Below are 25984 nucleotides of genomic sequence, written 5' to 3' on the forward strand. Positions count from 1 at the left end.
CCAAGCCTTGGAAACGACATCGTGAGCATCGATCTGGCCGTCATCGGCGGCAGTGGCCTGTACAACTTCCCCGGCCTGGAGAACGCCCAGCGACAATCGGTGGATACGCCGTTCGGCCCGGCCTCGGGCGACGTCGTCAGCGGCGATTTCGCCGGCAAGCGGCTGGCGTTTCTCGCCCGTCACGGCGAGAGCCACAGCCTGCCGCCGCACCGGGTCAACTACCGCGCCAACCTGTGGGCGCTGCATCACCTGGGTGCGCGCCGCGTGATCGGCGTCAACGCGGTGGGCGGCATTCGCCACGACATGGGGCCGCGGGTGATCGTGGTGCCCGACCAGGTCATCGACTACACCCACGGCCGCTACACCAGTTTCTGCGACGTGGACGGCGCCGAGGTCAGGCACATCGATTTCAGCGAGCCGTATACCGAGTCGCTGCGCCGCGAGCTGCTGGTGGCTGCCGGCAAGGCCGGCATCGCGGTGATCGACGGCGGTTGCTACGGCGCCACCCAGGGGCCGCGACTGGAAACCCGCGCCGAGATCGCCCGCATGAAGCGCGACGGCTGCGACCTGGTCGGCATGACCGGCATGCCCGAGGCGGCATTGGCCCGCGAGCTGGAACTGGATTACGCCTGCCTGGCGCTCGTGGCCAATTTCGCCGCCGGCTGCGGCGACGAGGCCGAGATCAGCATCGAGGAAATCTTCGCCCACCTGGCAGCGGCCACCGCCGAAGTGCCGCGCCTGCTGGCGGCGATGCTGGAGGCCTGAGACCTTCGTCGGAGGACGGGCTTTCGCTCCGTTCAGGATATTGCGCTTGACCCACAAACATGCTGATACTTCGAGGGTGCCAGGGGCGGCGGACCAAGGGGATAGGGGTTCAACGCGAAACCTTGGTGCATCCATCCTTAAGCTTCAGAGGTTGCCGCAATGCGTTTCGGTACGGTCAAGTGGTTCAACGACGCCAAGGGCTTTGGTTTCATCGCGCCCGAGGACGGTGGGGAGGACGTTTTCGTCCACTTTTCTGCGATCAACTCCAAGGGCTTTCGCAGCCTGCAGGAAGGTCAGCGCGTGAAGTTCGAAGTGACCCAGGGGCCGAAGGGTGCCCAGGCCTCGGGCGTCGAAATCGCGGCCTGATCGTTCGGTCTACCAGCTGTCTCTGCAATGAAAAGCCCCGCGCACTGCGCGGGGTTTTTTTTGTGGGTATCCGGTCCCGTATTGCACTGAAATTGGGTTACCCCAGGATCGTCCTGATCAACGTCGAAAGTTCAGCGGACGCCACCTTCTCCCGTCGGGAGAAGGTGGCGCGCAGCGACGGATGAGGGTTCGGCGTCGCAGCTTTCTGCAGCTGTTGCTGCGCTGCTTGCCGATGTGTTGGTTGCCGCTTCGCCCGAACCCTCGCCCCAACCCCTCTCCCGGAGGGGGAGAGGCTCTACGCGGCTGGAACCTCGACGCTCATCGGGAAATTCAAAGACGTACTGGTATCGGGCATTCACAGAATGCCCAGCGGCAGCATCCCGGCTGGCGTCACCGCGACAATGCGTTCGCCGCGACCGGCCGGCGTCTCGTACAGCCCGGTCAGCGCCCCGAACGCCGGCAGCACACCGCCGTCGGCACCGAAGCGGAACGCCGGCAGGCGATGACTGCGCCAGCCGTCCTGCACGCGGATGCCCGGATGCACGTGGCCGGCCAGCACGTAATGCCCCGGCAGCGTCTGCGGCTCATGGGCCAGCGCGAACGGTGCTTCGCGCAGCCACTCGCCCACGCGCTCGAAGCCCAGTGCGGCGGCGTCGAAATGGCGATCGTGATTGCCCGCCACCAGCACCATCTGAAGTGCACCGTGGAACTCGCGCCAGCGCCGCACGTCGTCCACCCACGGGGTGTCCGCCAGCGCCTTGCCGTGCACCAGATCGCCCAGCACCACCAGCCGCTCGGGGCGGTAATGCGCGATCAGCGCGTCGATGCGCGCCAGGTCCGCTTGCGTCTGGCCAGTGGGCAGGGCGACGCCGGCGCGGCGCAGCACGGCGCCTTTGCCGAAATGCACATCCGCCAGCAGCAGCCAGCGCACGCGCGGCCAATACAGCGCGCGCTCGGCGTGCAGCTGAAGCGTCTCGCCGGCCACCTCGATCGCATGCTCCATCGTCATCGGTCGGCGGCCTTTTCCAGTTGCGCCAGCATGCGCTCCACCCGGCTTTTCCAGTCGTCCGCATGCACGCCGCCGCGCAGGCGTTCCACCCAAAGCGGAAACGCCAGCGGCGTGAGCCGCGGCGGTACGACGTAGAGCAGCTTGCCGCGCGCCGCCTGCAGCATGGCATCGCGCAGCCGCGGGTAATCGAGCTGCTGGTCCAGCACCTCGCGCTCGGCCTGCCACAGCAGCGGATGCTCGGGATCGTGCTGGCGCAGCACGTCGAACAGCAGGCCGCTGGACACCTGCAACTGGCGCAGCGTCTTGTCCTGGCCGGGGTAGCCGTTGAACACCAGCCCGGCCACGCGCGCCACCTCGCGAAACTGCCGCTTGGCCAGTTCGGCCAGGTTGATGCTGGCGCGGATGTCGCGGCGCAGCCCCCACGGATGCAGCAGTTCGCGCATGGCCTGCGAGTCGAGCGGCGGCAGCTTGCGCGCGGCGATGGCCAGGCCGTAGTCGTTCACCGCGTAGCCGTAGTCCGCCTTGGCGCGCTGCGCGAGGCGGTAGGCGAGCACGGCGGCCAGCCCTTCGTGCGCGAGCCGGCCGGCGAACGGGTAGACGAACAGGTAGTCGCCCTCGCGGGTGTGCGTGCGCTCCACCAGCAGTTCGTCCGCCTGCGGCAGGTGCGACTGCTTGCGCTGGATCGCCAGCAGCGGCCGCAGCGCCTTCATCTCCGCCTCGGTGGCGTCGCCGTCGCCCAGCACCCGACGCAGCTCGGCGGAGAGTTCGCCCGACAGCGGCAGCCGCCCGCCCATCCAGCGCGGCACGCCGCCCTGGCGGTTGCTGGCCTGGCGCACGTAGGCGGTCATGTCGCGCACGCGCACCAGCGCCAGGTGGCGGCCGGCAAACAGGAACCGGTCACCCGGGCGCAGACGCGCGATGAAGCTTTCCTCCACCGCACCCAGCCGCGCGCCCTTGAGGTAGCGCACCTGCACGCTGCCGTCGGAGGTGATGGTGCCGATGGACAGCCGGTGCAGCCGCGCCACGCGCTTGCTCTCCACCCGGCACACGCCGTCCGCGTCGCGCACCAGCTTGTGGTACTCGGGGTAGCCGGCCAGCGCGGTGCCGCCGTGTTCGAGGTAATCGAGCACCGCGTCGAACTGGGCGCGCGGCAGCTGCGCGTAGGCGCGCGTGGTGCCGACCTCCGCATAGGCCTGGTCGGCCTGGAAGCCGCCGCCCAGCGCGCGGGTGAGCAGGTGCTGTGCCAGCACGTCGAGGCAGCCACGCAGGGGATGGCGCGGTTCCAGGTGATGCGCCGCCAGCGCGCGTCGGGCCGCCGCGATCTCGGCCAGCTCCAGCAGATGCGTGGGCACGCACAGGATGCGCGACGGCACCCCCGGCGCATGCCCGCTGCGCCCGGCCCGCTGCAGCAGGCGCGCCACGCCCTTGGGGCTGCCGATCTGGATCACCCGGTCGACGGTGGAAAAATCCACGCCCAGATCCAGGCTGGAGGTAGCGACCACGCAGCGCAGCGCGCCGGTGCGCAGGCCTTCCTCGGTGGCCAGTCGCAGCTTGGGATCGATCGAGCCGTGATGCACCGCCAGCGTCTCGGGCGCTTCCGGCCACACCGCGGCCAGCGCCTCGTGCCACAGCTCGGCCTGCGCGCGCGTGTTGGCGAACACCAGTGCCGTGCGTACCTCCAGCACCGCCTGCACCACGCGGCCCAGCTGTTTCAGGCCCAGATGCCCGGCCCACGGAAAGCGCTCGCCGGGGCCGGGCAGGGCGGTGTCGATGCGGGTGCGTTTGCGCGCCGCGCTGCCGATCAGCAGGCCGTCGTCGCCCACCAGCGTGTGCAGCGCTTGGTCCAGGTTGCCCAGCGTGGCCGACAGGCCCCACACGCGCAGCTCCGGGCGCAGCGCACGCAGCCGCGCCAGCCCCAGCTGCAGCAGCGTGCCGCGCTTGCTGGCGATCAGCTCGTGCCACTCGTCCACCACCACGCCGCGCAGGTTCGCGAAGCGGGCGGCTGCATCGGGATAGCTGAGCAGCAGGGCGAGGCTTTCCGGCGTGGTCACCAGCAGCTCGCAGTCGCCGCGGCGCAGGCGCGCGCGTTCGGCGCTGGAGCTGTCGCCGGTACGGCGCAGCACGCGCCATGGCAGTTCCATCGCTTCCACCGCCGCGGTGAGATGACCGGTGGTGTCGGTGGCCAGCGAGCGCAGTGGGCTGATCCACAGCAGCTGCAGACCTTTGGCCGGGTGCAGCAAGCCGTCGATCAGCGGTCCGCCCACCGCGGCCAGCGTCTTGCCGGTGCCGGTAGGCGCATGGATCAGCCCGTTGCGGCCGTCGCCCCAGGCCTTCCACGCGGCGCGCTGGAACGGCGCGGGCTTGCGGCCCAGCGCGGCGAACCAGTCGCGCAAACGGGCCTCAGCCCGTCGCCAGGCGGCGGAGGTCGTCGAGGTGGTCGGCATCGGCGGGTTGCTTGTCGGTGCGCCAGCGGGCGATGCGCGGAAAGCGCACGGCCACGCCGGATTTGTGGCGGCCGGACAGTTGCACGGCCTCGAACGCCAGCTCGAACACGTGCACCGGTTCCACCGCGCGCACCGGTCCGAAGCGTTCGGTGGTGTGCGCGCGGATCCAGCGATCGAGGCGGGTGATTTCGGCGTCGTCCAGGCCGGAATAGGCCTTGGCGACGGTCACCAGCTCGCCCTCGTGCCAGACGCCGAAGCTGTAGTCGGTGAACAGGCCGGAGCGGCGGCCGTGGCCGGGCTGGGCATACAGCAGCACGGCGTCGATGGTGTGCGGGTCCACCTTCCACTTCCACCAGTCGCCGCGCTTGCGGCCCACGCGGTAGGGCGAGTCCAGCCGCTTGAGCATCAGGCCTTCGGTCTGCCGTTCGCGCGACTGCCTGCGCTCGGCGCTGAGTGCTTCCCACTGCTCGGCGACCAGCGCGGGCGAGAGCATCAGCGCGTCGTCGGTGGGTGCCAGCAGCTCGGCCAGCAGCGTGCGGCGTTCGTGCAGCGGGCGCTCGCGCAGGTCGTCGCCGGCGCGCTCCACCAGGTCGTAGGCCATGAAGCGCACCGGCGTGCCGGCCAGCAACCTGGCGCCGGGCTTGAGCTTGCCGATGCGCTTCTGCAGCGCGGTGAACGGCAGCGGTTTGGCCGTCTGGACGTCCCAGGCCAGCAGCTCGCCGTCGAGCACGCCATCCACCGGAAGCGAGGCGGCGGCCTGTTCGATCTCGGGAAAGCGCCCGTCCAGCCGCTCCTCGCCGCGCGACCACAGCCCGGCGCGGCCGTCGCGCCACATCAGCTGGGCGCGGATGCCGTCCCACTTCCATTCGGCCAGCCAGTCGCGCGGGTCGCCCAGCGCGGCGACCTCTCCCTCCAGCGGTGAGGCGAGGAAGAACGGGTAGGGGCGATCGGCCAGGTGCTCGTCTGCCCCCGCGGGGGCGGCCAGCGCAGCCAGCGCCGCAGCGGTGGGTTTCCAGGCGCCGCTCAGGCGGTGCGCGATGAGGTCGGTCGGCTGGCCCGACCACGCCGCCAGCGCCTGCACCACCAGCCGCTGCGACACACCCACGCGCAGCGCGCCGGTGATCAGCTTGTTGAGCAGGAACACCTGCTCGGGCTTCAGCGCGCGCCACCACGCCTGCAGCGTGGTGATGCGCCCGGCGCTGTCCATCTTTGCCAGCGCGGGCAGGCGCTGTTCCAGCCACACTTGCAGCGGCACCTCGCCCAGCGTGCCGTCGCCGGGCGGCAGCATCAGGGCGATGGTTTCGGCCAGGTCGCCGACGTGCTGGTAGCTCTCGTCGATCAGCCAGTCGGCATAGCCGGTGGCCGCGGCCAGCGCCTGGCGCAACTCGGTGGAGGTGGCCAGCCGGCGCAGCTTGGCGCCGCCCAGCACGTGTACCGCCCACGCAGCGTCGGCCGGCGGTGTGTCGCGCAGGTAGCTGGCGATCGCGTCGCGCTTGGCCAGCGTGGAGGCGGTGCGATCCAGCTCCGCATAGAGTTCGGCAAAGCGCCGCATCAGCCCCCACTCTCGCTGTCGCGTTCGCGCAGCAAGCGCAGCGGCTGGGCGTCGTGGCCCAGGTCGCGCAGGTGGCGGATCAAGGTTTCGCCGTCGCCGTGGGTGACGTAGATGCGCTGTGCGCCACTCTGTTCCACGCTCTGCAGCAGCCCCGGCCAGTCGGCGTGATCGGATACCACAAAACCGCGGTCGTAGCCGCGTCGACGCCGACTGCCGCGAATCTGCATCCAGCCCGAGGCAAAGCCGGTGGATGCCTTGCCGAAGCGCTTCATCCACGGTGACCCGGCGGCCGAGGGCGGCGCCATGATCAGCTCGCCGGCAAAGTCGCGCCCGCGCGCCGACTCGCTCACCGGCTCGGTCGGCACCATGCGCACGCCGGCCTCGCGGTACTGCTCCACCAGTCGCAGCATCGCGCCGTGCAGGTGCACGGTGCGGTCGGTGCGCGCGGCCAGCTCGGCCAGAATGCGCTGCGCCTTGCCCAGCGCGTAGCAGAACAGCACGGCCGGCACGCCGCGGCGCGCGCAGTCGTCCCACCAGGCGAGCAACTCGCCAATCACCGCATCCATCGGCGGCCAGCGGTACACCGGCAATCCAAACGTGGACTCGGTGACAAACACATCGCACGGCACCGGCTCGAACGGCATGCAGGTCGGGTCCGGGTCGCGCTTGTAGTCGCCCGACACAACCACCACGCGCCCCTCGTATTCCATCCGCACCTGCGCCGAGCCGAGTACGTGGCCGGCCGAGTGCAGCGACACCGTCACCGGCCCCATGCGGAACGTCTCGCCATAGGCATGCGCGTCGATGGTCGACCCCGCGCCCAGCCGCTCCTGCATCAGCCCCAGCCCCGCCGCCGCCACGTCGTAATGCCCGCTGCCCGAACGCGCGTGATCGCCATGCGCATGCGTCACCACCGCCCGCGCCGCCGGCAGCATCGGGTCGATGAAGAAGTCGCCGGCCGGCACATAAAGGCCTTCCGGACGGGGTTGGAGCAGGGGATCGGACATCACCCGACAAGGGTAACGAGCGATGCGTGCAGGGGAAGTCTGGGGAGGGCGCGCGGCGCGCTGGAGGTTTGTGGCAAAGCGCCGCATCGGTGGCGTGTTCCTTCTGCGACGGCGTGGCGCCGGAGCGTCACGATCGCCTGCGACCGCCAGTGGGAAGCCTATCGAGGCCCGTATAGTGGCCGAAACCACACCTGCGCGGAGGTCGATGCATGACACGGAAACCTGTCTTGTACATGCTCATGGCGTTGATGCTATTTCCTGGTCTGGTGCGCGCGGCCACTCCGACGTGCGATACCTCCATCCATGACGGCGAGCAGCCTCGAACCGTCGCGTTGCAGGCGGTTGCCTGTCAGCTCCAGTCGCATCGACTGCTGCTTTTGGGCGAGTTGCACGGCACCGTCGAGTCTCCAGGTCTGCTGGCCGACCTGCTGCGCGATCAGCCGCCCAAGCGACCCATCCGCCTGGGGTTTGAATGGCCGGTTGAGCTGCAGTCCAAGGTCGACGCCTATTTTCGTTCGCAGGGCACCGCGGCGGATCGAGCGGCCTTCGCCGCCGGACGCGACTGGACCTACTACGATGGCCGCATGAGCCGGGCATGGCTGGCCCTGATAGACGCGCTGCGCGATCTGCATCGTCAGGGAAGGGACGTGCAGGTCTTCACCATGGAGCCCGTCTACGGCACGCCGGCCGACGTGGCAGCCGGTGGAGGTCCTGCGCGGGTGAAAGAGGCGGGTATGGCTAGGGCCATTCGGGAGCAGTTGAAGCACGCGCCGCCCGGTGCACTGGTGGCAGCGCTCATGGGCAACTATCACTCGCGTGTCGGCGCACAGATGCCGGATCGCGAATCGTCGGTGACCTATCGGCTGGCTGCCGATCACCCGCTGGTGGTGCTGCCGCAATCCGGGCACGGCACGTTCTGGGCGATCCTCGGTGGTGAAGGGCACGCTGCGGTGCAGACCATCCAAGGCGGCGAGCCGCCCCTACCGAAGGGCTACGTGGTTGTGAGAGCCGTGCCCGATGCGCCGGCCGGAGTCGAGGTGGAACAGATCACCTTGCCTGCTTTCACTGCCTCGCCCCATCCATGATCTTCGACAGGCAGAACGCGCTGGCTACCCCCGCCAGTTCGCGTGCACGTCCCAGAACGTCGCCGCACGCCGATACGCCTCGCGATCCAGCGGCACGCCGGAGCCGCCTTCTTCCACGCCGAGCGCATTGCGCAGCATGGTGATTGGCACCATCGGGATTTCTTCCGGCTCCATCGTGTAGAGGCAGCCGACCACGCCCCAGTCGGCGTCGATCGGCTCGCCTTCCTTCGCCAGTTGCTCGCGGCTGTAGAGGATGGGCAGCAGGTAGTTCGCCACCGGCGGGTGCACGCCCTCGAACCAGCGCACCAGCACCGGCAATTCCTGCTTGGTGCGCGCCTCGTAGGCCGAGCGCAGCAGGTGGCGGTTGGCGTCGGTGATCGGCACGGCCATGCAGCGCGTGCTCGTCCAGTTGCGGTGCACGTGCAGGCGGCAGAACGGCGCGTAGCCTTCCAGCACCTTCAGCGGCGGCTCGTCGTTGAGGCGCTGCTCGAAGGCCTCGGCGCTGCAGTCCTGGATGGTGTTGCGGCGGGATTCGCGAGGAAACAGACGGGCGCGCGCGAATGGCGTGAGGATGATAGACATGCCGCAGGCCTCAGGCGACGAACTGCAACCGCGCCAGCTCCGCGTACAGGCCGCCCTCGGCCAGCAGGCTCTCGTGCGTGCCCTGGGCCACGATGCGGCCGCCGTCCATCACCACGATGCGGTCGGCGCGCTGCACAGTGGCCAGGCGGTGCGCGATGACCAGCGTGGTACGGCCTTTTTCCAGCCGCTCCAGCGCCTGCTGGATGGCTGCTTCGGATTGGGCGTCGAGCGCCGAGGTGGCCTCGTCGAGCAGCAGCAGCGGCGCGTCGCGCAGGATCGCGCGGGCGATCGCCACGCGCTGGCGCTGGCCGCCGGAGAGGCGCACGCCGCGCTCGCCCATTTCGGCCTGGTAGCCGTCGTCCAGCGCGCCGATGAACTCGTGTGCCTCGGCGGCCCTGGCCGCTTCGATCACTTCCGCTTCGCTGGCGTCCTGGCGGCCGAAGCGGATGTTGTCCGCCGCGGTGCCGCTGAAGATGATCGTCTCCTGCGGCACCAGCGCGATGGCGCCGCGCAGGTCGGGCAGGGTGAGCGCGCGCAGGTCGATTCCATCGAACGTGACGCTGCCGGACTGCGGATCGTAGAAGCGCAGCAGCAGCGAGAACACGGTGCTCTTGCCCGCGCCGGACGGGCCGACCAGCGCCACCGTCTCGCCCGGCTGCACGGTCAGCGAGAAGTCTTCCAGCGCCGCGGCGTTGGGGCGCGTGGGGTAGTGGAAGGTGACGTGATCGAACTGCAGCGCGCCGCGGGTGGGCTTGGGCAGCGCCAGCGGCTGGGCGGGTGCCGCGATCTCCGGTTGTTCGGCCAGCAGCTCGCCGATGCGTTCCATGGCGCCGGCCGCGCGCAGCACGTCGCCCCACACTTCGGACAAGCCCGCCACCGAGCCGGCGGCGAACACCGCGTACAGCACGAACTGGCCGAGGATGCCGGCATCCAGCGTACCGGTCAGCACGTGGCGTGCACCGGCCCACAGCACCAGCGTGATGGCACCGAACACCAGCACGATCACCGCCATGGTGAGCATCGAGCGCATGCCGATGCGTCGACGCGCGGTGGCCAGCGCGCGATAGATGGCGCTGGCGTAGCGCTCGCTCTCGATGCTCTCGCGGGCATAGGCCTTCACCGCGGTGGAGGCGTTGAGGGTTTCGTTGGCGATCGCGGCGGCGTCGGCCAGGCGGTCCTGGCTGGCGCGCGAGAGCTTCTGCACGCGCCGGCCGAACACGAGGATGGGCAGCATCACCGCCGGAATCACCAGCGCGGTAAGCCCGGCCAGCGACGGCGCCGTCCACACCATCGCCACCGCCGCACCCACCAGCATCACCGCGCTGCGCAGCGCCACCGAGACGCCCGAGCCGACCAGCGCCTGCACCACTTCGGTGTCGGCGCTGAGGCGCGAGGTGAGCTCACCGACGCGGCTCTTTTCGAAGAAGCCGACATCGAGCCGGATCACGTGCGCGTACAGCGCATCGCGGAGCGAGGCGAGTGCACGTTCGCTGAGCAGGGTGATGCAGAAGTAGCGCGCCGCCGTGGCGAAGGCGAGCACCAGCGCCACGCCGAACAGCGCCAGGAACGTCTCGTTGATCACTGCCAGGCTGGAGTGGCCGAAGCCCTGGTCGATGATGTGGCGGAACGCCATCGGCAGCACCAGCGAGGCGCCGGAGGACATCGCCAGGAACAGCAGCCAGCCGAGCGCCAGCGCCTTGTGCGGCTTGAGGAACGGCCAGAGCTGGCGCAGGGCGCCGATGCGACGGGCAGGGCGGGGCGTCTCGGCGGTGGCGTCGCTCATGGGGTCTCGCTGACGGCAATGGGGGCGTGGCGCGTACGTTGCACCACCGGGAGGAGGTGGGGCGGTTGCGCAGCGATTCAATGTCCCGGCGACGCGCGTGCCCGCCGGAGCGTGCCCGCAAGATGGTGCGTCATTCCCCGGCGGCGTACGACTCGCAGCCCCAGCCGTCGTTGACGCCGTCAAAGGCTTCGGCTGCTTCGGCCAGCAGCTTCTCGAAACCGTCGACGTTGGCGTAGGTGAGCTCCATGAAGGGATGCACCAGCACCTGCCACGGCATCTCGTCGCTTTCCTCATAGGCCGAGAACGAGACTTTCTGGTCGTTGCGCAGCAGGTGCACTGCAAACTTCAGCGCGTTGTCCTCGGATGGGAACAGCACGGCGAAATCGACCTCGCGTGCGATCGACAGGTCGTCGCCCTGGCCGACCATGGTCCAGAGGGCGTCGCCGTTGTGGTCGTCGGGAAAAGCGGCGGGATCGCGGGTCATGGGCGTGGTTCCGTCAGTGGTGGAATGGGGGGCGGTCAGTCGATGCGTCGGGCGACGCTGCGACCGCGGGTGATGTCGGTGATGCGCGTCTGCGCCTCGTCCACCCGGGTTTCGGGCAGGCGCAGCAGCAGGTCGGCACCCTCGGCGCTGAAGGTTTCGTTCTCGATGATGACATCCAGCTCGTGCAGTCGCGCCTTGAGCAAGGCGAGGTCGGCAAAGTCACACGACAGCGCCAGCGTGGCCATCGGCACGATCGGCACACGCTCGGCCAGCCGCAGGCATTCGGCGGCGGTGCCGCCGTAGGCGCGTGCCAGTCCACCCGCGCCGAGCTTGATGCCGCCGTACCAGCGCGTGACCACCACCACGGCGTGGTCGATGCCCTGGCCTTCGATCGCCTGCAGGATCGGTCGGCCCGCGGTGCCGCCGGGTTCGCCGTCATCGTTGAAACGATAGGCCTGGCCGATGCGATACGCCCAGCAGTTGTGCGTGGCCGCTGGGTCGCTGACTTCCTGCACGAAGGCCAGCGCCTGTTCGGGCGTGTCCACCGGCGCGCCCTGCGCGAGGAAACGGCTCTTCTTGATGTCCTGCTCGTGGCGGCAGCGGCCGGCGAGTGCCAGCAGCGGATCGCTCACGGCTTGCCATCCAGCTGCTGGCGCAGGTCGTCCGGCAGGACGACATGCGGGTGCTGGCGATGGAACGCTTCCAGCCGCGCGCGTGCGGCGGCGCCGCGGCCCTGATCGTAGAGCGCGCGGATCGCCTGCAGCTCGGCGGTCATCGCAGGCGTGGCCTGCGTGGTGGGTTCGACGGCGTTGGGGCGTGGCGCGGTCGATGAGGACTCGGCCAGCGGAGTCGCCATCAGTGCCGCGGCGTCGGGCGGCGCAGCGACCGGCGCGACGCCCGGCACGGGAGCACTTTCGGGCATCGGTGCGGCTTGGATCATTGGTGCGGGAGGCGGTGCAAGCGGCGCGGGAGGTGCCGCTTCGGACGGCACCGAATCTGCTCGTTCGCCGGTTGCCGCCTGGTCGAGAACGGGCGGCGGCGCCTTGGGAGGGGCGGGCTGGGCCGTGGCTTCGTCGATCATTGGCGCCGGCGCGAGGTCGACGTTTTTCGCCGCGGGGACGTTGCTCGTGCGGACGCGCGACGCGGTGAGTTTCGGCGGCTCGATCCCCGGGGCCGAGGTCGCCGTTGGCGCGACGTAGCCAGCTGCGGCGGGTGGCGCGATGACGGGCCGGGTGCCCATCGCCTTCGCGGCGGGCGCGGACTGGCGCGCCGACTCCGCCCGCATGGTTTGCGCGGCGGCGCGTCGAGCCGTCTGCACGGCGGCATCGGCGTTCTCCGCGGCTTCCCGATCCACACCGGCCCTGGCGTCCGCAGACGCGGTGGATGCAGGCGCCGACGAAGTCACTGGCGCCTCGGCCGGCAGTTTGCGCATCTGCCATACCAGTCCCGCGGCGAGCACGAGCGTGGCGGCGGTGCCGAGCGCGACGGGCCAGCGCGCGTGGCGTCGCGGCGCGCGGCGCTCCACCGCGTGGGTAGCTGCGCGCAATACGGCCGCGTCCAGCGCGGGGCCGGGCTCGTGCTTCGGCAGGCGGCCGTACAGCGCCTTCAGCTCGGCTTCGCCGGGCAGGTCGTCGTCTTGCGGCGGCTGGGGTAGCAGCGGTGTGGTCATGGGGTCAGTACGTCGCGCAGTTTGCTCATGGCGTAGCGCAGGCGGGATTTCACCGTCTCGCGGCCGGCGCCGGTGATCTCGGCGATCTCCTCCAGGCTCAGCTCGTGCTCCAGCCGCAGCAGCACGGCGGTGCGCTGGTCGTCGGGCAGTTGCTCGATGGCACGCTGCAGGCCGCGGCGGCGCTCGAAGTCGGACAGCGCGTGCTCGGGTTGTTCGTGCTCGGGCGCGGCGTGGGCGGCCAGCGCCATCTCGGCCTCGTCGCCATCGGCCAGCGGCCGCTTGCGGCGGTGGCCGTCGATGATCAGGTGATGGGCGATCTGCAGCAGCCAGGTGCTGAACTTCGCCTGCGGCTGGTAACGCGTGCGCGCGGCGATGACGCGGCTCCAGGTGTCCTGGAACACTTCGTCGGCCAGCGAGCGGTCGCGCAGGCTCCGCAGTACGAACCGGTACAGCGTGCCGCGATGCTTTGCGTACAGCGCCTCGAACGCGGCGAGGTCGCCGCGGGCATAGGCCAGCATCAGCTGCGCATCGGGATCGACCGCCACATCCATGGGCGGCGAGGGTACGCGATTTCCCCAGGGCGGATAAGGCACCTCGCGTGCAGTGTTGGTTCCGGCCGGGGCGCAGCGATGGGGGAAGGATGCGGGGACATCCGTCATCGCCGCGCCCGCGCCGGCCGGAGACACGTCAGGCATCGCGCCGCGCTCAGCGCAGGCCGATGCCGGGATGAAGCTGGGCCGGATCGACGTCGAGGGGCTTGTCCGCGCTGGCCGTGTGCGTGCTCAGGCCGTCGGCCAGGTTCACCAGCTGCACGAAGCCGGCGCGGTAGCCGTCCGGGTCATCGCCACGGGCGTCGCGCGCCAGCGCGGCGATTCGCGCGTAGTCGTAGCCGTCGAGGTAGCGCCCGCCGCGCAGAGCGTCGGCAAACGCGGCGACCGACGCGGCGAAGCGCAGCCGCGCGCTGGGCTCTCGTGCCGGCGTTGCCGCGATCGGCTGTTCGATCAGCGTGCTGGCATCGCGGCCGGGCAGCTTGTAGCGCAGGCGCAGGAAGGCCAGCTCGCCGCCGCGATCGGCGCGTTCGTCGCGCTTGCCGTAGCGCAGCGGATCGACGCGCGTGGCGTTCGAACCGGCCGGCGTGATCTCGTAGATCGCCGTGACGTTGGCGCCTGCGCCGATGTCGCCAGCATCCACGGCGTCGTTGTTGAAATCCTCGCGCCTGAGCTGGCGCTTCTCGTAGCCGATCAGGCGGTATTCCTTCACCTGTGCCGGATTGAACTCCACCTGCACCTTCACGTCCTGGGCGATGGTGAGCAGCGTGGCGGACAGCTCGTCCACCAGCACGCGCCGCCCTTCCTGCAGCGAGTCGATGTAGTGGTGGCTGCCGTTGCCGGCGTCGGCCAGCATCACCGCCATGGCGTCGTTGTAGTTGCCCTCGCCGAAGCCCAGCGTGGTCAGCGCCACGCCGCTCTTGCGGTGATCCTCGATCTTCGTCTTCAGCGCCTCTTCGCTGACCGTGCCCACGTTGAAGTCGCCGTCGGTGGCGAGGATCACCCGGTTCACGCCACCCTTGATGAAACCCTGCTCGGCCTGCGCGTAGGCCAGATCGATGCCGGCGTCGCCGTTGGTGGAGCCGCCGGCGCCAAGGCTATCGATCGCCGCGTCGAGGGTGGCGTGCTGGTCGCCAGCGGTGGAGGGCAGCGCCACGCCGGCGCTGCCGGCGTAGGTGACGATGGCCACGCGATCCTGCCTGCGCAGCCTGGTTACCAGTTGCTTCAGCGAGGCCTTGAGCAGCGGCAGCTTGTCCGGCTCGTCCATCGAGCCGGAGGTGTCGACGAGAAACACCAGGTTGGCCGCGGGTATCTCACTGGCCGGCACGCGATAGCCCTGCACACCCACCAGCAGCAGCTCGCGCTGCGGATTCCATGGTGCGGGCGCCAGCTCGGTGGTGACGCTGAACGGCTGTGTGCGATCGACCGGCGGCGCGTAACCGTAGTCGAAGTAGTTGATGAACTCCTCCGCGCGCACCGCGTCGGCCGGCGGGAGCTGGCCGGCTTCGAGCATGCGCCGCACGTTGGTGTAGGAGCCGGTGTCCACGTCCAGTCCGAAGGTCGAGACGGGTTGCTCGCTGGCCAGTTGCACCGGGTTGCTGTCGCGGTGGGTGTAGTGCTCGGTGTTCACGGCGCCGGGCCATGGCTGGGCCATGGGCGCGGCGAGCATCGGCATGGGTGCCGCGTTGCGGGAGGCCTTCATCGCGCCGGCGAGTCTGGCCTCGGCGAGGATCGCCGTGGGAGGTGCGGGCGACAGCGACCTGGCGACCGGCGGGGATACGGTGGTGACGCGGCGCGCGGCATCGTCGCGCGCGTTGGTCTCCATCTTCGGCGGCGCCGACGTTGGCGTTGCGGCGGATTCATCGCTGGCCGGGCGGGACAGGCCGCAGCCGACCAGCGCGACGGCCAGGGCAACGGGCAGGGCAACGGGCAGGGTGCGCAGCAGCATCGTTTTCGCGGACATCGGGCGGCCTCCTCGAGTGGGTGTGGAGGTTGAAACGGGGCCGATCGGGAAACGGGGTTACGGACGCGCCGGAGGCGGCGCGGTAGCATGGGCGTTTCCTTACACGCATCGACGCCCGCCATGCTCCACAACGACACTCTCCGCGCCATCCGCTACATGCTCGACCTCGGCGATGCCAAGGTGGTGGAGATCGTCAAGCTGGCCGACCCGGCCTACCTGCTGGTAAAGGAAGACGTGCAGGCGATGCTGTTGCGCGAGGACGATCCGGGCTACCAGACCTGCAGCAACACCATGCTGGCGCGCTTCCTCGACGGGCTGGTGATCTTCCGCCGCGGCCGCGACGAGAGCCGTCCGCCGCGCCCGCCGGAAAAGCGCATCACCAACAACATCGTGCTGAAGAAGCTGCGCGTGGCGTTCGAGCTGAAGGACGTGGACATGCACGAGATCTTCGCCGCTGCCGGGCTGCCGGTGTCCAAGCCGGAGCTGAGTGCGCTGTTTCGCCAGCCGGAGCACAAGAACTATCGCGAGTGCGGCGACCAGCTGCTGCGCAATTTTCTCAAGGGCCTGACCCTGCGACTGCGTGGCGCAGGCTGAGCCCGCGCGGCGGACGCTGTGCGAAGATCCCGCGTCCACTGAAGGTGCACCATCCATGTCCGACATCCAGCAACTGGTCTACGCCAGCCGTGCCACGTTCCAGCCGACCGACAACGGTGGCGGCGTGGAGCCGGAGGTGGCGCGCATCCTGATGCAGTCGCGGCGCAACAATCCGCGCCGCGGCCTGGTGGGCGCGCTGTATTACGGCGACGGTTGTTTCTTCCAGTGCCTGGAGGGTCCGCAGGGCGAGATCGACAAGCTCTACGAGCAGCTGATGAAGGATCCGCGCCACCGCGACCTCACCGTGCTGCGTCGCCAGTTCATCGGCAATACCTCGTTCGCCGGCTGGTCGATGAAGTACGTGCCCGCCGCCACCGACGTGCAGACGCTGCTGGCGCTGCACGGCAAGGATCGCTTCGATCCCTACAGCTTCGACAACGCGTTGCTCGACGCCATGGTGACCTTGCTGCACCACCGCAGCGAGGGCGACGGCCTCAACCCGATGCCGCCGGCCGCCGTCGGCGCGCGCCCCGGCAAGCCGGTGCCCGCCGTGCAGCCTGCCGCATCGCGACGCAGCCTCGGCACGCGCCTGGTCTGGGTCGCGCTGGCGATCGCCGCCGTGGCGGTCGCGGCATTCCTGCTGCGCTGAGTCGCCTCAGCCGATCACGTTGCCGGGCACCGGATGGCGGAAATCCTCCGGCAGCAGGTTCTGCGTGAGGCGGAACACGCCTTCGTGCACTTTGCGCGGCAGCACCACGTCGAGCACGGTGGTCTGGTGCGGGCCGATGGCGGTGAACAGGTCGTCGGCGGCGGCGCTGGTGGCCAGTGCGTGGTGCACCAGTCCGGTCAGATCCGCTGGCTGCACGCGGGCGCCGTAGGGGCGATGCGGCTGCACGGCGGGACGCAGCGTCTTGCGCACGTTGCGCGGATCGGCCACGCGGGCGTCGCCGGCCAGCAGGCTGTAGTTGAGGAACAGCGACACGCTGGTGCGCTGGTGCGAGTTGGCCTGCCGGTCGATCAGGAAGCCGGCGGGCAGCAGGTCGGCGCTTGCGGGCGTCCCGGCGGTCAGCAGCAGGCCGGCATCGGTGAGCGGCTCGCCGGCTTCGTCGGTCAAGCGCACGATCAGCAGGCTGCGCGGATCGTGGATATGCACGCGCGGCGCGAACGGGCCGGCCGGTTCGAGCTCCACCTTGTCGGCATCGCGCGCGGCGTTCTCGCGGTCGAAGGCATCGCACAGCTGCGCATAGTCGCCGGCACTGCGTACGCCGAGGCAGCGCAGGATCGCCTCGATGGTGGCGGGCTGCGCGCTGGCCAAGATGCCCTGCGACGTGCCGGAATGCGCCGCGCCGGCGATCAGCTTGAAGGCGCAGCGTGGGCCGCGGGTGAGGTACAGCGAGAGCGCGTCGATCGCGTTGCCCGTGGTGGCCTGGGTGCTCAGTACCGCGTGCTGCGCGTTGAGGTTGGCGGCGGCCAGGCGCACCACGCCGTCGGAGCCGTCCTCGCCGGTGTAGCTGTTGAGATGGTCGTAGAGCGAGCGGTCGGGGCGGTCGCCGATCAGCACGAACGGAAACTGGCCGGTGGCCACTGGATCGGCGCCGTGGATGCGGTCGAGATTGAGCGACAGCGAGGCGGCGCTGCCCAGCTCCAGCCAGTCGAGGATGCGCTGGCCCGGCTCCACGCCGTTGAACCACGCCTTCAGCCGTCCGATCACGCCCTTGCCCAGTTGCGCCAACGCGGAGCCGAAGTTGGCTGGTGCCAGCATCACCAAGTGGGTGAGTCGGATCGTGCTGTAGCGGCCGGGTTTGTCGCGCTGGGCGCGCAACCACTCGCGCACCACCGGCCCGCCGGTGGAGTGGGTGATGCAGGCGAAGCTCGGTTCCAGCAGGTGCAGGTCGCGCAGGGCGTGGTCGAAGGCGCGGACCAGGTCGTCCATGGTCACCGCGTCGTCGAAGCTCACGTATTCGCCGAGCCAGAGGTCGCGCAGGGTCAGCGGCAGTCCCTGCACCGCGGCCTGCTGCTGCAGGCGTTGCGGCATCTGGCCGTAGGCGGCGGTGCTGGTGACGCTCCAGCCGTGGACGAAGACCAGGGTGCTCATCGGGCGGCTCCATGTCCTGCACGTGCGGTGCCGGACCGATGGTACGCCGCCCGGTTGGCGGGCGCGTGACGCAGCCGCTGGCTACTCGGCGGCGAGGCGCGCATCCGCGGTGGTGGACGGAGCGGGGCCGTGGCCGACCAGCTCCAGCGTCTGGCCCCACGGCGTCTGCACGTCGATGCGCACCAGGCCATCGACGCCAGCGGTGCCGGCGGCATGGTCGCCGATCACCGGCACGTGGCGACGCTGCAGCCAGCCCAGCGCGGCATCGGCGTTCTCGATCTGCAGGCGCAGCGCCGGGGCGCCGGGGACGGGAGCACCGCCTTGCACCACCTCCACCACGGTGCCCTGGCTGCACTCAAGCAGCGCGCGCTGGCTGGAAACGTCCAGCGGGTCGCAGCCCATGACCTGGGTGAGAAAACCGGAGGCCAGTGCGACGTCGGGAGCGGTGACGCGTGCGTAATCGCCGCCGCCGTCCTGCGCGAAGGCGGCGGTCGGCGTGCCGATGACCAGCAGCGCCAGCCACAGTCCCAGTCCGACCAGTCCGCGTTGGGTCACGACACACCACCTTTCATCAGCGATGCCCGTTAGTTGGTCATCACCGGCGCCGTTTCCAGAGGCGATTCGGTGGCCGCTGCGTTTCCTTCAGAGAACGCTGGCGGAGCGAGCGGCAGCCAGACCCGCCGTCATGCCTTGGCTTCAATCGCCCGCCCACCTAGGCTTCGCGTTTTGCGGGAGGCGACGATGAGTCTGGCCGTGCTTGGGATGCTGGTGTTGCTGGCGGGTGGATTGGCGTGGCGCGGGTATCGCCGTGGCAGCGTCGCGGTAGTGCTGGTGGCCCTGGCCGGCACGCTGGCGGTGGGCGATGGGCCATTGCCCGGCTGGATGCTCGACCGGCTGCAGACCGGATACACCACGCAGCCTTCCGCGCCGTGGGCCGCGCGCAACGTGATCCTGCTGCTGGGTGCCGGCACCGTGCGCGATGTGGAGGGACAGGCCGAGCCGCCGCTGTACGGCTACGGTCGCATCGCGCGCGCGGCGGTGCTGTATCGCCAGTGCCACGCCTCCGGCAACGACTGCAAGGTGCTGGCGAGCGGCGGCGATCCCTTGCATAACGGGCACAGCGAGGCGGCGGTGTACGGCGATCTGCTGCTTGCGCTGGGCGTGCCGGCGGCCGACCTGATGCTCGAGCAGCGCAGCCTCAGCACCTGGCAGAACGCGCAGTTCAGTCGCCCGCTGCTGCTGGCCTACCAGCCGCAGCGGGTGCTGCTGGTGAGTTCGGGCCTGCACCTGCGGCGCAGCCTGCTGTACTTCGCGCATTTCGGTATCCGGCCCGAGCCGGTGCGCGGCGACCTGGTGCGCGCCGTGCCCTCATGGCTGCCGCAGGCGTGGAACGCCGCGCTGTTCGACGCGGCGCTGCACGAATACATCGGGCTGGTGCGCTATCGCGTGTACAACGCGCTGGGCAAGAACGCGCCGCCGGTGACCGCGCCGCTGATTCCCGCGGCGCGATGAGGGCTCAGCCCTCGCGCATCACCATCAGGCGGATTTCGCTCATGTCCTCGATGGCATAGCGCACGCCCTCGCGGCCCAGGCCGGAGAGCTTCACGCCGCCGTAGGGCATGTTGTCGACGCGGAAGCTGGGCACGTCGTTGACCACCACGCCGCCTTGCTCCAGCTCGTCCCACGCGCGCATGGCGTGGTCGAGCCGGTTGGTGAAGATGCCGGCCTGCAGGCCGAAGTCCGAGTCGTTGACCAGCACCGCCGCCTCGTCGAATGAGCGGAACGGAGCGAGCAGGGCGAACGGACCAAACGCTTCCAGCCGGTTCACCCTGGCCTCGCGCGGCACGTCTTCCATCAGCGTGGCCTCGAGCATGGCGCCCTCGCGCTTGCCGCCGCACAGCAGCTTGGCGCCGGCCTGGCGGGCTTCAGTGATCCAGCCATGCAGGCGTTCGGCGGCAGCTTCGTCGATCATCGGGCCGAGGAACACGTCCTTCTTCTTAGGATCGCCGGCCTTGAGCTTCTTCACCGCGGCGACCAGCCTGCGCTTCAGCGCGTCGTAGATGTCCACGTGGGCATAGATGCGCTGCACGCTGATGCAACTCTGGCCGGACTGATAGAACGCGCCGAACACCAGCCGCTCCACCACGTGGTCGAGCCGGTCGCCCTGGTCAGCGTCGACGATGCAGGCGGCGTTGCCGCCCAGTTCCAGCGTGACCTTCTTGCGTCCGGCGCGGGCTTTCAACTCCCAGCCGATCTGGCCGCCGGTGAAGGAGAGCAGCTTGAAGCGTTCGTCCTCGACCAGCGGCGTGGCATGGGCGCCGTCCAGCGGCAGGATGGAGAACGCGCCCTTCGGCAGCTCGGTCTCGGCCAGCACCTCGCCGATGATCAGCGCGCCGATCGGCGTTTTCTCGGCGGGCTTGAGCACGAACGGACAGCCCGCCGCGATCGCCGGGGCCACCTTGTGCGCGACGAGGTTGAGCGGAAAGTTGAACGGTGTGATGAAGCTCACCGGCCCCAGCGGCACGCGGCGCGTGTAGCCGCGATAGCCGTCCAGACGGCCGGCCAGTTCCAGGTTGATCGTCTCGCTGTTGATGCGCACGGCTTCCTCGGCGGCGATGCGGAAGGTTTCGATCAGGCGGGTGACTTCGCCGGCGGCATCCTTGATCGGCTTGCCCGCCTCGACGCACAGTGCTTGGGCGAGTTCGTCGTGGCGTTCGGCGAAACGCTCGGCGCAATGTTGCAGCACGGCCTGGCGCTGCCACGGCTTGAGCGCACGCATCGCGGGCGCGGCCGTCACCGCGGCGGCGATCGCCTTTTCGGTGGCCTTGGCGTCGGGCACTGCCACGCGCGTGGCGACCTTGCCGCTGTACTTGTCGCGCACGTCCAGCATGGTCTTCGAGGTCTGCGGGCGGTTGGCGAGGTAGTAGGGGTAGGTCTTGGCAAGCATGGCGACTCCCGGTGCAGGCCGGTGGCGAAAGGGCAGAAGTCAGTGTGCGGCGACGGGCGTGGTGCGCGCGTGGAGGGCGGCGATCAGTCGCCGGCGCGTGCGGGCAGTTCGCCGTCGGCGAGGCGGATGCGCAGAGTATCGCCGTCATTCACGTCGGTGGCCGAGCGCAGCACTTTGCCCCGCGCGTCGAACACGATGGCGTAGCCGCGATCGAGCGTGGCCAGCGGGCTCACCGCATGCAGCGCGCGGGCGATCTGGCCCAGCGTGAGCCGCTTGCGTTCCAGCATGCGTGCGATGGCGCGACGCAGGCGCGGATCGAGTTCCGCCAGTCGGCGCGCGAGCAGGGCGAGTCGATGGCGCGGGTGTTGGGCGAGCAGCCGGCCGTGCAGTTGTTCCAGTCGGCGATCGCGCCGCTGCTGGCCGACCGCGCCGGCGGCAAGCAGGCGCCGATGCAGGTTGACCAGCCGCTCGCGATCGCGCGCCAGGCGCGCCTGCGGACGCTGCGCGTTGAGCCGGGCGAGCAGGTGATCCACGCGCTGCGCCAAGGTCTGCTGGCGGCGCTGCTGGACGGTGGCGATGCGCTGGCGCAACAGCTTCAGTTGCCGCGACAGATGCGCCGCATCGGGCACCAGCAGTTCGGCGGCGGCCGAGGGCGTCGGCGCGCGCAGGTCGGCGACGAAGTCGGCGATGCTGAAGTCCACCTCGTGGCCCACCGCGCTCACCACCGGCACCGCGCTGGCGTGCACGGCGCGGGCCACGGCCTCGTCGTTGAACGCCCACAGGTCTTCCAGCGATCCGCCGCCACGGGTCAGCAGCAGCGCGTCGTAACGGCCGCTGGCCGAGGCCTTGCGCAGCATCGCCACGATCGCCGGCGGCGCCTCCTTGCCCTGCACGGGCACCGGCAATACCTCCACTTCGAGCAGTGGCCAGCGCCGGCCGAGCACGCTGAGCACGTCGCGGATCGCCGCGCCGGTGGCCGAGGTGATCACGCCGAGGCGGCGGATGTAGCGCGGCAGCGGCCGCTTGCGCGCCGGGTCGAACAGGCCTTCGGCGTCGAGCTTCGCCTTCAGCTCATCGAACGTGCGGCGCAGCGCGCCCTCGCCGGCCGGTTCCATGCTCTCGGCCACCAGCTGGAACTCGCCGCGCGGCTCGTACAGACCCACCTTGGCCCGCACCAGCACCTGCATGCCGTCCACCGGCTTGAAGGTAAGCCGGCTGCTTTTCAGCTTGAACATGGCGCAGCGCACCTGGGCGCCGGCGTCCTTGAGCGTGAAGTACAGATGGCCGGAGGCCGGGCGCGCCACGTTGGACAGCTCGCCCTCGATCCACACCATCGGCAGCGCGTCCTCCAGCAGCCCCCGCACCAGCCGGTTCAGCGTGCTGGGCGTGAGGATGCGGCGCGGTGCGGCGGCGTCATCGTCGGACGCGTGGCCACGCCTGGAGAAGGGGTCGAAGGCGGACATGAGCGCGGGAGGTTAGCACGAAGGTGACGCACAACATGTGCTTGCGCAGCGACCTGCCCGCGCTTTCTCACACAAGTCCAGCAACCTCATGATAAACATGAAGAACGACTGGCCTGGGTGGGCTCAGGACTCGTCCTCGTCGTCCTGCCGGCGCTCGCGATGCGCCTGCCGGGTGCGCCATGCGCGCACCGCCAGATTGAGCGCGAACCAGGCGGCCAGCAGCGCCAGCGGCCAGGCGATCACTGCCGGCCACAGGGCGGCAATCACCGCGATCACCGCCAGCACCACGGTGCCGACTACCAGCGGGCTGGTGTCGGTGTCGCCGAGCACGCGCCGATCGGTCAGCACCGCACCTACCGTGTTGGCCAGGCGCAGGGCGCTGGCCGCGGCCCGACCGGAGCTGCCGTTGCCGCCGCGCGGACGGCGCACGGCGCGACGCAGCCGCACGGCCGGATCGTCGCCGGAGCGCTGCACGCGTTCGCCGCGAATGCGCCGGCGCGGGGCCAGCACGATCTCGGTGGCATTGCCCAGGTCGATCTCGTACTGCTCGGCGAGCTGGCGGGCGAAGCCCTCGTCTTCCACCGCCACGTCGATCTCGCGGTTGCCCAGCCAGCTGGCCACGTTGAGGTTGGACGAGCCGACTCGCGCCCAGATGCCGTCGGCCACCGCCGTCTTGGCGTGGATCATCGAGCCGTTCCACTCGAATACCCGCACGCCGGCCTTGAGCAGCGGCCGGTAACCGGAGCGGGACATGCCAGCGACCATCGGGATGTCGCTGCTGCCCGGCACCAGCAGGCGCACGTCCACGCCATCGCGCGCGGCGGCGGCGAGTGCCTGCACGTAGGGCGCCACGCCCACGAAGTAGGCGTCGGTGAGCCAAAGCGTCTTGCGCGCCATCGCGGCGATCTGCTGGTCCAGCCGATACAGGCCCGCGGTGGACGGCTCGGTGGCGATCACCCGCAGCGCCACCTTGCCCGGCGGCTCCTGCGGTACCGCGGCGGGCCAGCGCGGCAGCGGTGCGCCGGTGCCGGCCCAGCTGCGGGCGAAGGCCGCTTCCACCTCGGCCACCGCCGGACCGCGCAGCGCCACGCCGGTATCGCGCCACGGCGCCACACCGCGCGAGGGATCGCCCAGCCATTTCTCGCTGATGCACACGCCAGAAAGAAAGCCCAGTTCGCCGTCCACCACCAGCACCTTGCGATGGTCGCGACTGATCCAGCCGAACGGCTTGCCCAGCTGCGGGCGGTTGAACACGCGCACCTGGCCGCCGGCATCGCGCAGCGGCTTCCAGAATGCGGCGCCGGACTGCCCCAGGCAGCCGACCCAGTCGCACACCACGGCGACGAACACGCCGCCCAGCGCGCGCTCGACCAGCGCGTCGCGGAAGGCGCGGCCCACGCTGTCGTCGCGGATGATGTAATTCTCCAGCAGCACCCGCTGGCGCGCGTGGCGGATCGCCGCCAGCCAGCGCTGGTAGTGCACGGCGGCATCGATCAGCAACTCCACCGCGTTGCCGGTGAGCAGCGGTGCGCCGGCGGCGCGACTGAGCGCTTGGGCGGCGATGAGACGGTCGGGGCGGGAAGTGTCCAGTGGAGATGCAGCCATGCGATCAGTCTAGGGCATGCTCGGTGAAAGACGCTTCTGGCATGATCCGGCCATGCCTCTCCAGCAGCGATACACGGACACGTCCGCCTGCGCCCAGGTGATCGCCGACCGGCTCGGTCCGGACCTGCGCGTGGCCGCGCCGCTCGGCCTCGGCAAACCGCACGACCTGCTCAACGCGATCTATGCGCTGATCGCATCCCAGCCAGCGCGCTCGCTCACCCTCTACACCGCGCTGTCGCTCACCCGCCCGCAACCGAAACCGGGACTGGAGGCGCGGTTCCTCGGGCCGTTCCTGGAGCGCCACTTCGGCGCCGATGCGGTCGATCCGCAGTACGCGCTGGACCAGGCGCGCGATGCGCTGCCGCCCAACGTGGCGGTGCATGAGTTCTACATGCAGTCCGGCGCCATGCTGCATTCGGGCAGCGCACAGCGCAGCTACATCAGCCAGAACTACACCCACGTGGCGCGTGACCTGGCGGTGCAGGACATCAACCTGCTGGTGCAGCTGGTGGCGCGCCGGCAGACGCCCGACGGCGTGCGCTACAGCCTGTCCAGCAACCCGGATCTCACGCTGGATTTCCTCGAGCGTGCGGTGGCCAACGGCAAGCCGCGGCCGCTGTGCGTGGCGGTGGTGCATCCGGACATGCCGTACCTGTCCGGCAATGCCGAGGTGCCGCAGGACTATTTCGACATCGAGCTGGCGCCGCGGCGCTCGCCGCCGCTGTTCGCGCTGCCGCGCCAGCCGGTGACGGCAGCCGAGTACGCGCTCGGCCTGCATGCCAGTGCGCTGGTGAGGGACGGCGGCTGCCTGCAGATCGGCATCGGCGCGTTGTCCGATGCGCTGGTGCAGGCGCTGCTGCTGCGCCAGCGTGAGAACCTCGCCTGGCGCGCCGCGCTGGAGGCGCTGGATACCGGCTACGTCACCCACACGCTGGCGCTCTCGCTGGGCGGGATGGAGCCGTTCCAGCGCGGCCTGTACGGTGCCAGCGAGATGGTGATGGACGGCTTCATGCATCTGCAGCGGGGCGGCATCCTCAAGCGCCGCTCGTGGGACAACCTGGCGCTGGAGCGCGCCGCGGCGATCGGGCGGCTGCCGGAGTCCGCGCCGGGCGGGCACTACCTGCGTGGCGCGTTCTTCCTCGGCTCCCGCGAGCTGTACCGCTGGCTGCACGAGACCGAGGCGGCGGACCCCGACGCGATCGACATGTGCCGCGTCTCCAACGTCAACCAGCTCTATGGCGACCACCAGGTGCTGGCCAGCCTGCAGCGCCGCGGCGCGCGCTTCTTCAACACCTGCATGATGGCCACGCTCACCGGCGCGGCGGTGTCCGACGGTCTGGAAGACGGTCACGTGGTCAGCGGCGTGGGCGGCCAGTACAACTTCGTGGCGATGGCGCACGAGCTGCCGGACGGGCGCTCGGCGCTGCTGCTGCGCTCCACCCGCGAGGGCGCGCACGGCACGGAGACCAACATCCGCTTCAACTACGGCGCCAGCACCATTCCGCGCCACCTGCGCGACCTGTTCATCACCGAATACGGCGTGGCCGACCTGCGCGGCAAGACCGACGAGGAATGCGTCGAAGCGATGCTGTCGATCTGCGACGCACGCTTTGTCGACGCACTGGCCGCGGAAGCGAAATCCCACCGCAAGCTGCGCGCGGATTTCACGGTGCCGGAGGCGTGGCGCCGGCATCGTCCGGAGGTGCTCACCGAAGCACTGGCGCCGCTGCGCGAGCGCGGGCTCACGCCTACCTTTCCGTTCGGCAGCGACTTCACCGAGGTCGAGCAACGGCTGCTGCCGGCGCTGGGCTGGCTCAAGGCGAACAGCCGCACGTGGCGCGGCCGGCTGCAGATCCTGCGCGCGATGGCGAAGCCGGGCGAGCCGCGGGCCGGCGAGTCCGAGGCGCTGACGCGGATGGGTTTCAAGCGCGGCGGATCGCTGGCCGATCGCCTGCAGCGTCGTTTGCTGCAGGCGGCTCTGCGGCACGGCGAAAACTGAGTGCAGCCGCGGGTCGAGAGCGGG

The 25984-nt window shown here is 70.1% G+C and carries 23 protein-coding genes; 7 read left to right on the forward strand and 16 right to left on the reverse strand.

Annotated elements, in window-relative coordinates:
* The first annotated feature begins 21 nt into the window (after window positions 1-21).
* Entirely contained in the window at window positions 22-765 is a 744-nt protein-coding gene (locus ISP17_RS12520) for an S-methyl-5'-thioinosine phosphorylase (RefSeq protein ID WP_404633607.1), read from the forward strand.
* 159 nt (window positions 766-924) lie between these two features.
* The gene (locus ISP17_RS12525; protein WP_072320702.1) at window positions 925-1131 is read left to right on the forward strand and encodes a cold-shock protein; all 207 of its coding nucleotides are present in this window, start codon (window positions 925-927) and stop codon (window positions 1129-1131) included.
* A gap of 355 nt (window positions 1132-1486) precedes the next feature.
* Here the strand turns inward: ISP17_RS12525 and pdeM are convergent, their stop codons facing one another.
* Genes pdeM through ISP17_RS12545 form a run of 4 tightly spaced genes read right to left on the reverse strand, consistent with a single transcriptional unit; the run spans window position 1487 to window position 7143 of the window.
* Window positions 1487-2140 carry a ligase-associated DNA damage response endonuclease PdeM gene (gene pdeM, locus ISP17_RS12530; protein ID WP_404633609.1) on the reverse strand — a complete coding sequence of 218 codons (654 nt, stop codon included), beginning with the start codon at window positions 2138-2140 and terminating at the stop codon, window positions 1487-1489.
* The gene (locus ISP17_RS12535) at window positions 2137-4584 is read right to left on the reverse strand and encodes a ligase-associated DNA damage response DEXH box helicase (RefSeq protein WP_404633611.1); all 2448 of its coding nucleotides are present in this window, start codon (window positions 4582-4584) and stop codon (window positions 2137-2139) included. The genes pdeM and ISP17_RS12535 overlap by 4 nt, the downstream gene beginning before the upstream one ends.
* On the reverse strand, window positions 4541-6136 hold the full coding sequence (locus tag ISP17_RS12540) for an ATP-dependent DNA ligase (RefSeq protein ID WP_404633613.1): 1596 nt from the start codon (window positions 6134-6136) through the stop codon (window positions 4541-4543). The genes ISP17_RS12535 and ISP17_RS12540 overlap by 44 nt, the downstream gene beginning before the upstream one ends.
* Entirely contained in the window at window positions 6136-7143 is a 1008-nt protein-coding gene (locus ISP17_RS12545) for a ligase-associated DNA damage response exonuclease (RefSeq protein WP_404633615.1), read from the reverse strand. Before ISP17_RS12545 ends, ISP17_RS12540 begins: the two co-directional genes overlap by 1 nt.
* Window positions 7144-7370: 227 nt before the next feature.
* Between ISP17_RS12545 and ISP17_RS12550 the strand changes: the two genes are divergently transcribed.
* Window positions 7371-8228, forward strand: a complete 858-nt coding sequence (locus ISP17_RS12550; RefSeq protein ID WP_404633617.1) for a hypothetical protein — start codon at window positions 7371-7373, stop codon at window positions 8226-8228.
* A 24-nt stretch (window positions 8229-8252) separates the two neighbouring features.
* Here the strand turns inward: ISP17_RS12550 and ISP17_RS12555 are convergent, their stop codons facing one another.
* The 7 genes from ISP17_RS12555 to ISP17_RS12585 form a co-directional block, all read right to left on the reverse strand.
* Window positions 8253-8810: a DUF3228 family protein gene (locus ISP17_RS12555; protein WP_404633619.1), complete on the reverse strand. Its 558-nt coding sequence runs from the start codon at window positions 8808-8810 to the stop codon at window positions 8253-8255.
* A gap of 10 nt (window positions 8811-8820) precedes the next feature.
* Window positions 8821-10593, reverse strand: coding sequence for an ABC transporter transmembrane domain-containing protein (locus tag ISP17_RS12560; protein WP_404633621.1), 1773 nt, complete (start codon window positions 10591-10593; stop codon window positions 8821-8823).
* A 130-nt stretch (window positions 10594-10723) separates the two neighbouring features.
* Window positions 10724-11077 (reverse strand): ribonuclease E inhibitor RraB, encoded by a 354-nt coding sequence (locus ISP17_RS12565; RefSeq protein ID WP_404633623.1) that lies wholly within the window; start codon window positions 11075-11077, stop codon window positions 10724-10726.
* A 35-nt stretch (window positions 11078-11112) separates the two neighbouring features.
* Complete coding sequence (locus ISP17_RS12570; protein ID WP_404633625.1) at window positions 11113-11709, reverse strand: IMPACT family protein; 597 nt, start codon at window positions 11707-11709, stop codon at window positions 11113-11115.
* Entirely contained in the window at window positions 11706-12746 is a 1041-nt protein-coding gene (locus ISP17_RS12575; RefSeq protein WP_404633627.1) for a hypothetical protein, read from the reverse strand. Before ISP17_RS12575 ends, ISP17_RS12570 begins: the two co-directional genes overlap by 4 nt.
* Window positions 12743-13297, reverse strand: coding sequence for an RNA polymerase sigma factor (locus ISP17_RS12580; protein WP_404633629.1), 555 nt, complete (start codon window positions 13295-13297; stop codon window positions 12743-12745). Before ISP17_RS12580 ends, ISP17_RS12575 begins: the two co-directional genes overlap by 4 nt.
* Before the next feature lie 154 nt (window positions 13298-13451).
* Window positions 13452-15257 (reverse strand): vWA domain-containing protein, encoded by a 1806-nt coding sequence (locus ISP17_RS12585; RefSeq protein ID WP_404633631.1) that lies wholly within the window; start codon window positions 15255-15257, stop codon window positions 13452-13454.
* A 120-nt stretch (window positions 15258-15377) separates the two neighbouring features.
* On the opposite strand from ISP17_RS12585, the gene ISP17_RS12590 reads away from it, so the two are divergent.
* A complete protein-coding gene (locus tag ISP17_RS12590; RefSeq protein ID WP_404633633.1) occupies window positions 15378-15851 on the forward strand; it encodes a YehS family protein in 474 nt (157 codons plus the stop codon).
* Between the two features lie 55 nt (window positions 15852-15906).
* On the forward strand, window positions 15907-16500 hold the full coding sequence (locus ISP17_RS12595; protein ID WP_404633635.1) for a BLUF domain-containing protein: 594 nt from the start codon (window positions 15907-15909) through the stop codon (window positions 16498-16500).
* A 6-nt stretch (window positions 16501-16506) separates the two neighbouring features.
* Here ISP17_RS12595 and ISP17_RS12600 read toward each other — a convergent pair whose 3' ends face one another.
* Entirely contained in the window at window positions 16507-17946 is a 1440-nt protein-coding gene (locus tag ISP17_RS12600; RefSeq protein WP_404633637.1) for a lipase family protein, read from the reverse strand.
* A gap of 81 nt (window positions 17947-18027) precedes the next feature.
* On the reverse strand, window positions 18028-18501 hold the full coding sequence (locus ISP17_RS12605) for a VOC family protein (protein ID WP_404633639.1): 474 nt from the start codon (window positions 18499-18501) through the stop codon (window positions 18028-18030).
* Between the two features lie 186 nt (window positions 18502-18687).
* Here ISP17_RS12605 and ISP17_RS12610 point away from each other — a divergent pair, with 186 nt between their 5' ends.
* Window positions 18688-19458 carry a YdcF family protein gene (locus ISP17_RS12610; protein WP_404633640.1) on the forward strand — a complete coding sequence of 257 codons (771 nt, stop codon included), beginning with the start codon at window positions 18688-18690 and terminating at the stop codon, window positions 19456-19458.
* 4 nt (window positions 19459-19462) lie between these two features.
* Here the strand turns inward: ISP17_RS12610 and ISP17_RS12615 are convergent, their stop codons facing one another.
* From ISP17_RS12615 to ISP17_RS12625, 3 genes are all read right to left on the reverse strand, one after another.
* Window positions 19463-20893, reverse strand: a complete 1431-nt coding sequence (locus ISP17_RS12615; RefSeq protein ID WP_404633642.1) for an aldehyde dehydrogenase family protein — start codon at window positions 20891-20893, stop codon at window positions 19463-19465.
* 83 nt (window positions 20894-20976) lie between these two features.
* Window positions 20977-22356: an exodeoxyribonuclease VII large subunit gene (gene xseA, locus ISP17_RS12620; protein ID WP_404633644.1), complete on the reverse strand. Its 1380-nt coding sequence runs from the start codon at window positions 22354-22356 to the stop codon at window positions 20977-20979.
* 123 nt (window positions 22357-22479) lie between these two features.
* Window positions 22480-23961, reverse strand: a complete 1482-nt coding sequence (locus ISP17_RS12625) for a phospholipase D-like domain-containing protein (protein WP_404633646.1) — start codon at window positions 23959-23961, stop codon at window positions 22480-22482.
* 52 nt (window positions 23962-24013) lie between these two features.
* On the opposite strand from ISP17_RS12625, the gene ISP17_RS12630 reads away from it, so the two are divergent.
* Window positions 24014-25960 carry an acetyl-CoA hydrolase/transferase C-terminal domain-containing protein gene (locus ISP17_RS12630; protein WP_404633648.1) on the forward strand — a complete coding sequence of 649 codons (1947 nt, stop codon included), beginning with the start codon at window positions 24014-24016 and terminating at the stop codon, window positions 25958-25960.
* Window positions 25961-25984: the final 24 nt, after the last annotated feature.

Source organism: Dyella ginsengisoli (assembly GCF_044904665.1).
Classification (GTDB): domain Bacteria; phylum Pseudomonadota; class Gammaproteobacteria; order Xanthomonadales; family Rhodanobacteraceae; genus Dyella_A; species Dyella_A ginsengisoli.

Bases quoted from the DNA above. Each gene is read 5' to 3' on its own strand.
- ISP17_RS12585 (WP_404633631.1), bottom strand. From the start codon at position 15,257: ATGTCCGCGAAAACGATGCTGCTGCGCACCCTGCCCGTTGCCCTGCCC.
- xseA (WP_404633644.1), bottom strand. From the start codon at position 22,356: ATGTCCGCCTTCGACCCCTTCTCCAGGCGTGGCCACGCGTCCGACGAT.
- ISP17_RS12580 (WP_404633629.1), bottom strand. From the start codon at position 13,297: ATGGATGTGGCGGTCGATCCCGATGCGCAGCTGATGCTGGCCTATGCC.
- ISP17_RS12595 (WP_404633635.1), top strand. From the start codon at position 15,907: ATGTCCGACATCCAGCAACTGGTCTACGCCAGCCGTGCCACGTTCCAG.
- pdeM (WP_404633609.1), bottom strand. From the start codon at position 2,140: ATGACGATGGAGCATGCGATCGAGGTGGCCGGCGAGACGCTTCAGCTG.
- ISP17_RS12610 (WP_404633640.1), top strand. From the start codon at position 18,688: ATGAGTCTGGCCGTGCTTGGGATGCTGGTGTTGCTGGCGGGTGGATTG.
- ISP17_RS12630 (WP_404633648.1), top strand. From the start codon at position 24,014: ATGCCTCTCCAGCAGCGATACACGGACACGTCCGCCTGCGCCCAGGTG.
- ISP17_RS12575 (WP_404633627.1), bottom strand. From the start codon at position 12,746: ATGACCACACCGCTGCTACCCCAGCCGCCGCAAGACGACGACCTGCCC.
- ISP17_RS12590 (WP_404633633.1), top strand. From the start codon at position 15,378: ATGCTCCACAACGACACTCTCCGCGCCATCCGCTACATGCTCGACCTC.
- ISP17_RS12540 (WP_404633613.1), bottom strand. From the start codon at position 6,136: ATGCGGCGCTTTGCCGAACTCTATGCGGAGCTGGATCGCACCGCCTCC.
- ISP17_RS12560 (WP_404633621.1), bottom strand. From the start codon at position 10,593: ATGAGCGACGCCACCGCCGAGACGCCCCGCCCTGCCCGTCGCATCGGC.
- ISP17_RS12535 (WP_404633611.1), bottom strand. From the start codon at position 4,584: ATGCCGACCACCTCGACGACCTCCGCCGCCTGGCGACGGGCTGAGGCC.
- ISP17_RS12625 (WP_404633646.1), bottom strand. From the start codon at position 23,961: ATGGCTGCATCTCCACTGGACACTTCCCGCCCCGACCGTCTCATCGCC.
- ISP17_RS12565 (WP_404633623.1), bottom strand. From the start codon at position 11,077: ATGACCCGCGATCCCGCCGCTTTTCCCGACGACCACAACGGCGACGCC.
- ISP17_RS12600 (WP_404633637.1), bottom strand. From the start codon at position 17,946: ATGAGCACCCTGGTCTTCGTCCACGGCTGGAGCGTCACCAGCACCGCC.
- ISP17_RS12525 (WP_072320702.1), top strand. From the start codon at position 925: ATGCGTTTCGGTACGGTCAAGTGGTTCAACGACGCCAAGGGCTTTGGT.
- ISP17_RS12555 (WP_404633619.1), bottom strand. From the start codon at position 8,810: ATGTCTATCATCCTCACGCCATTCGCGCGCGCCCGTCTGTTTCCTCGC.
- ISP17_RS12615 (WP_404633642.1), bottom strand. From the start codon at position 20,893: ATGCTTGCCAAGACCTACCCCTACTACCTCGCCAACCGCCCGCAGACC.
- ISP17_RS12545 (WP_404633615.1), bottom strand. From the start codon at position 7,143: ATGTCCGATCCCCTGCTCCAACCCCGTCCGGAAGGCCTTTATGTGCCG.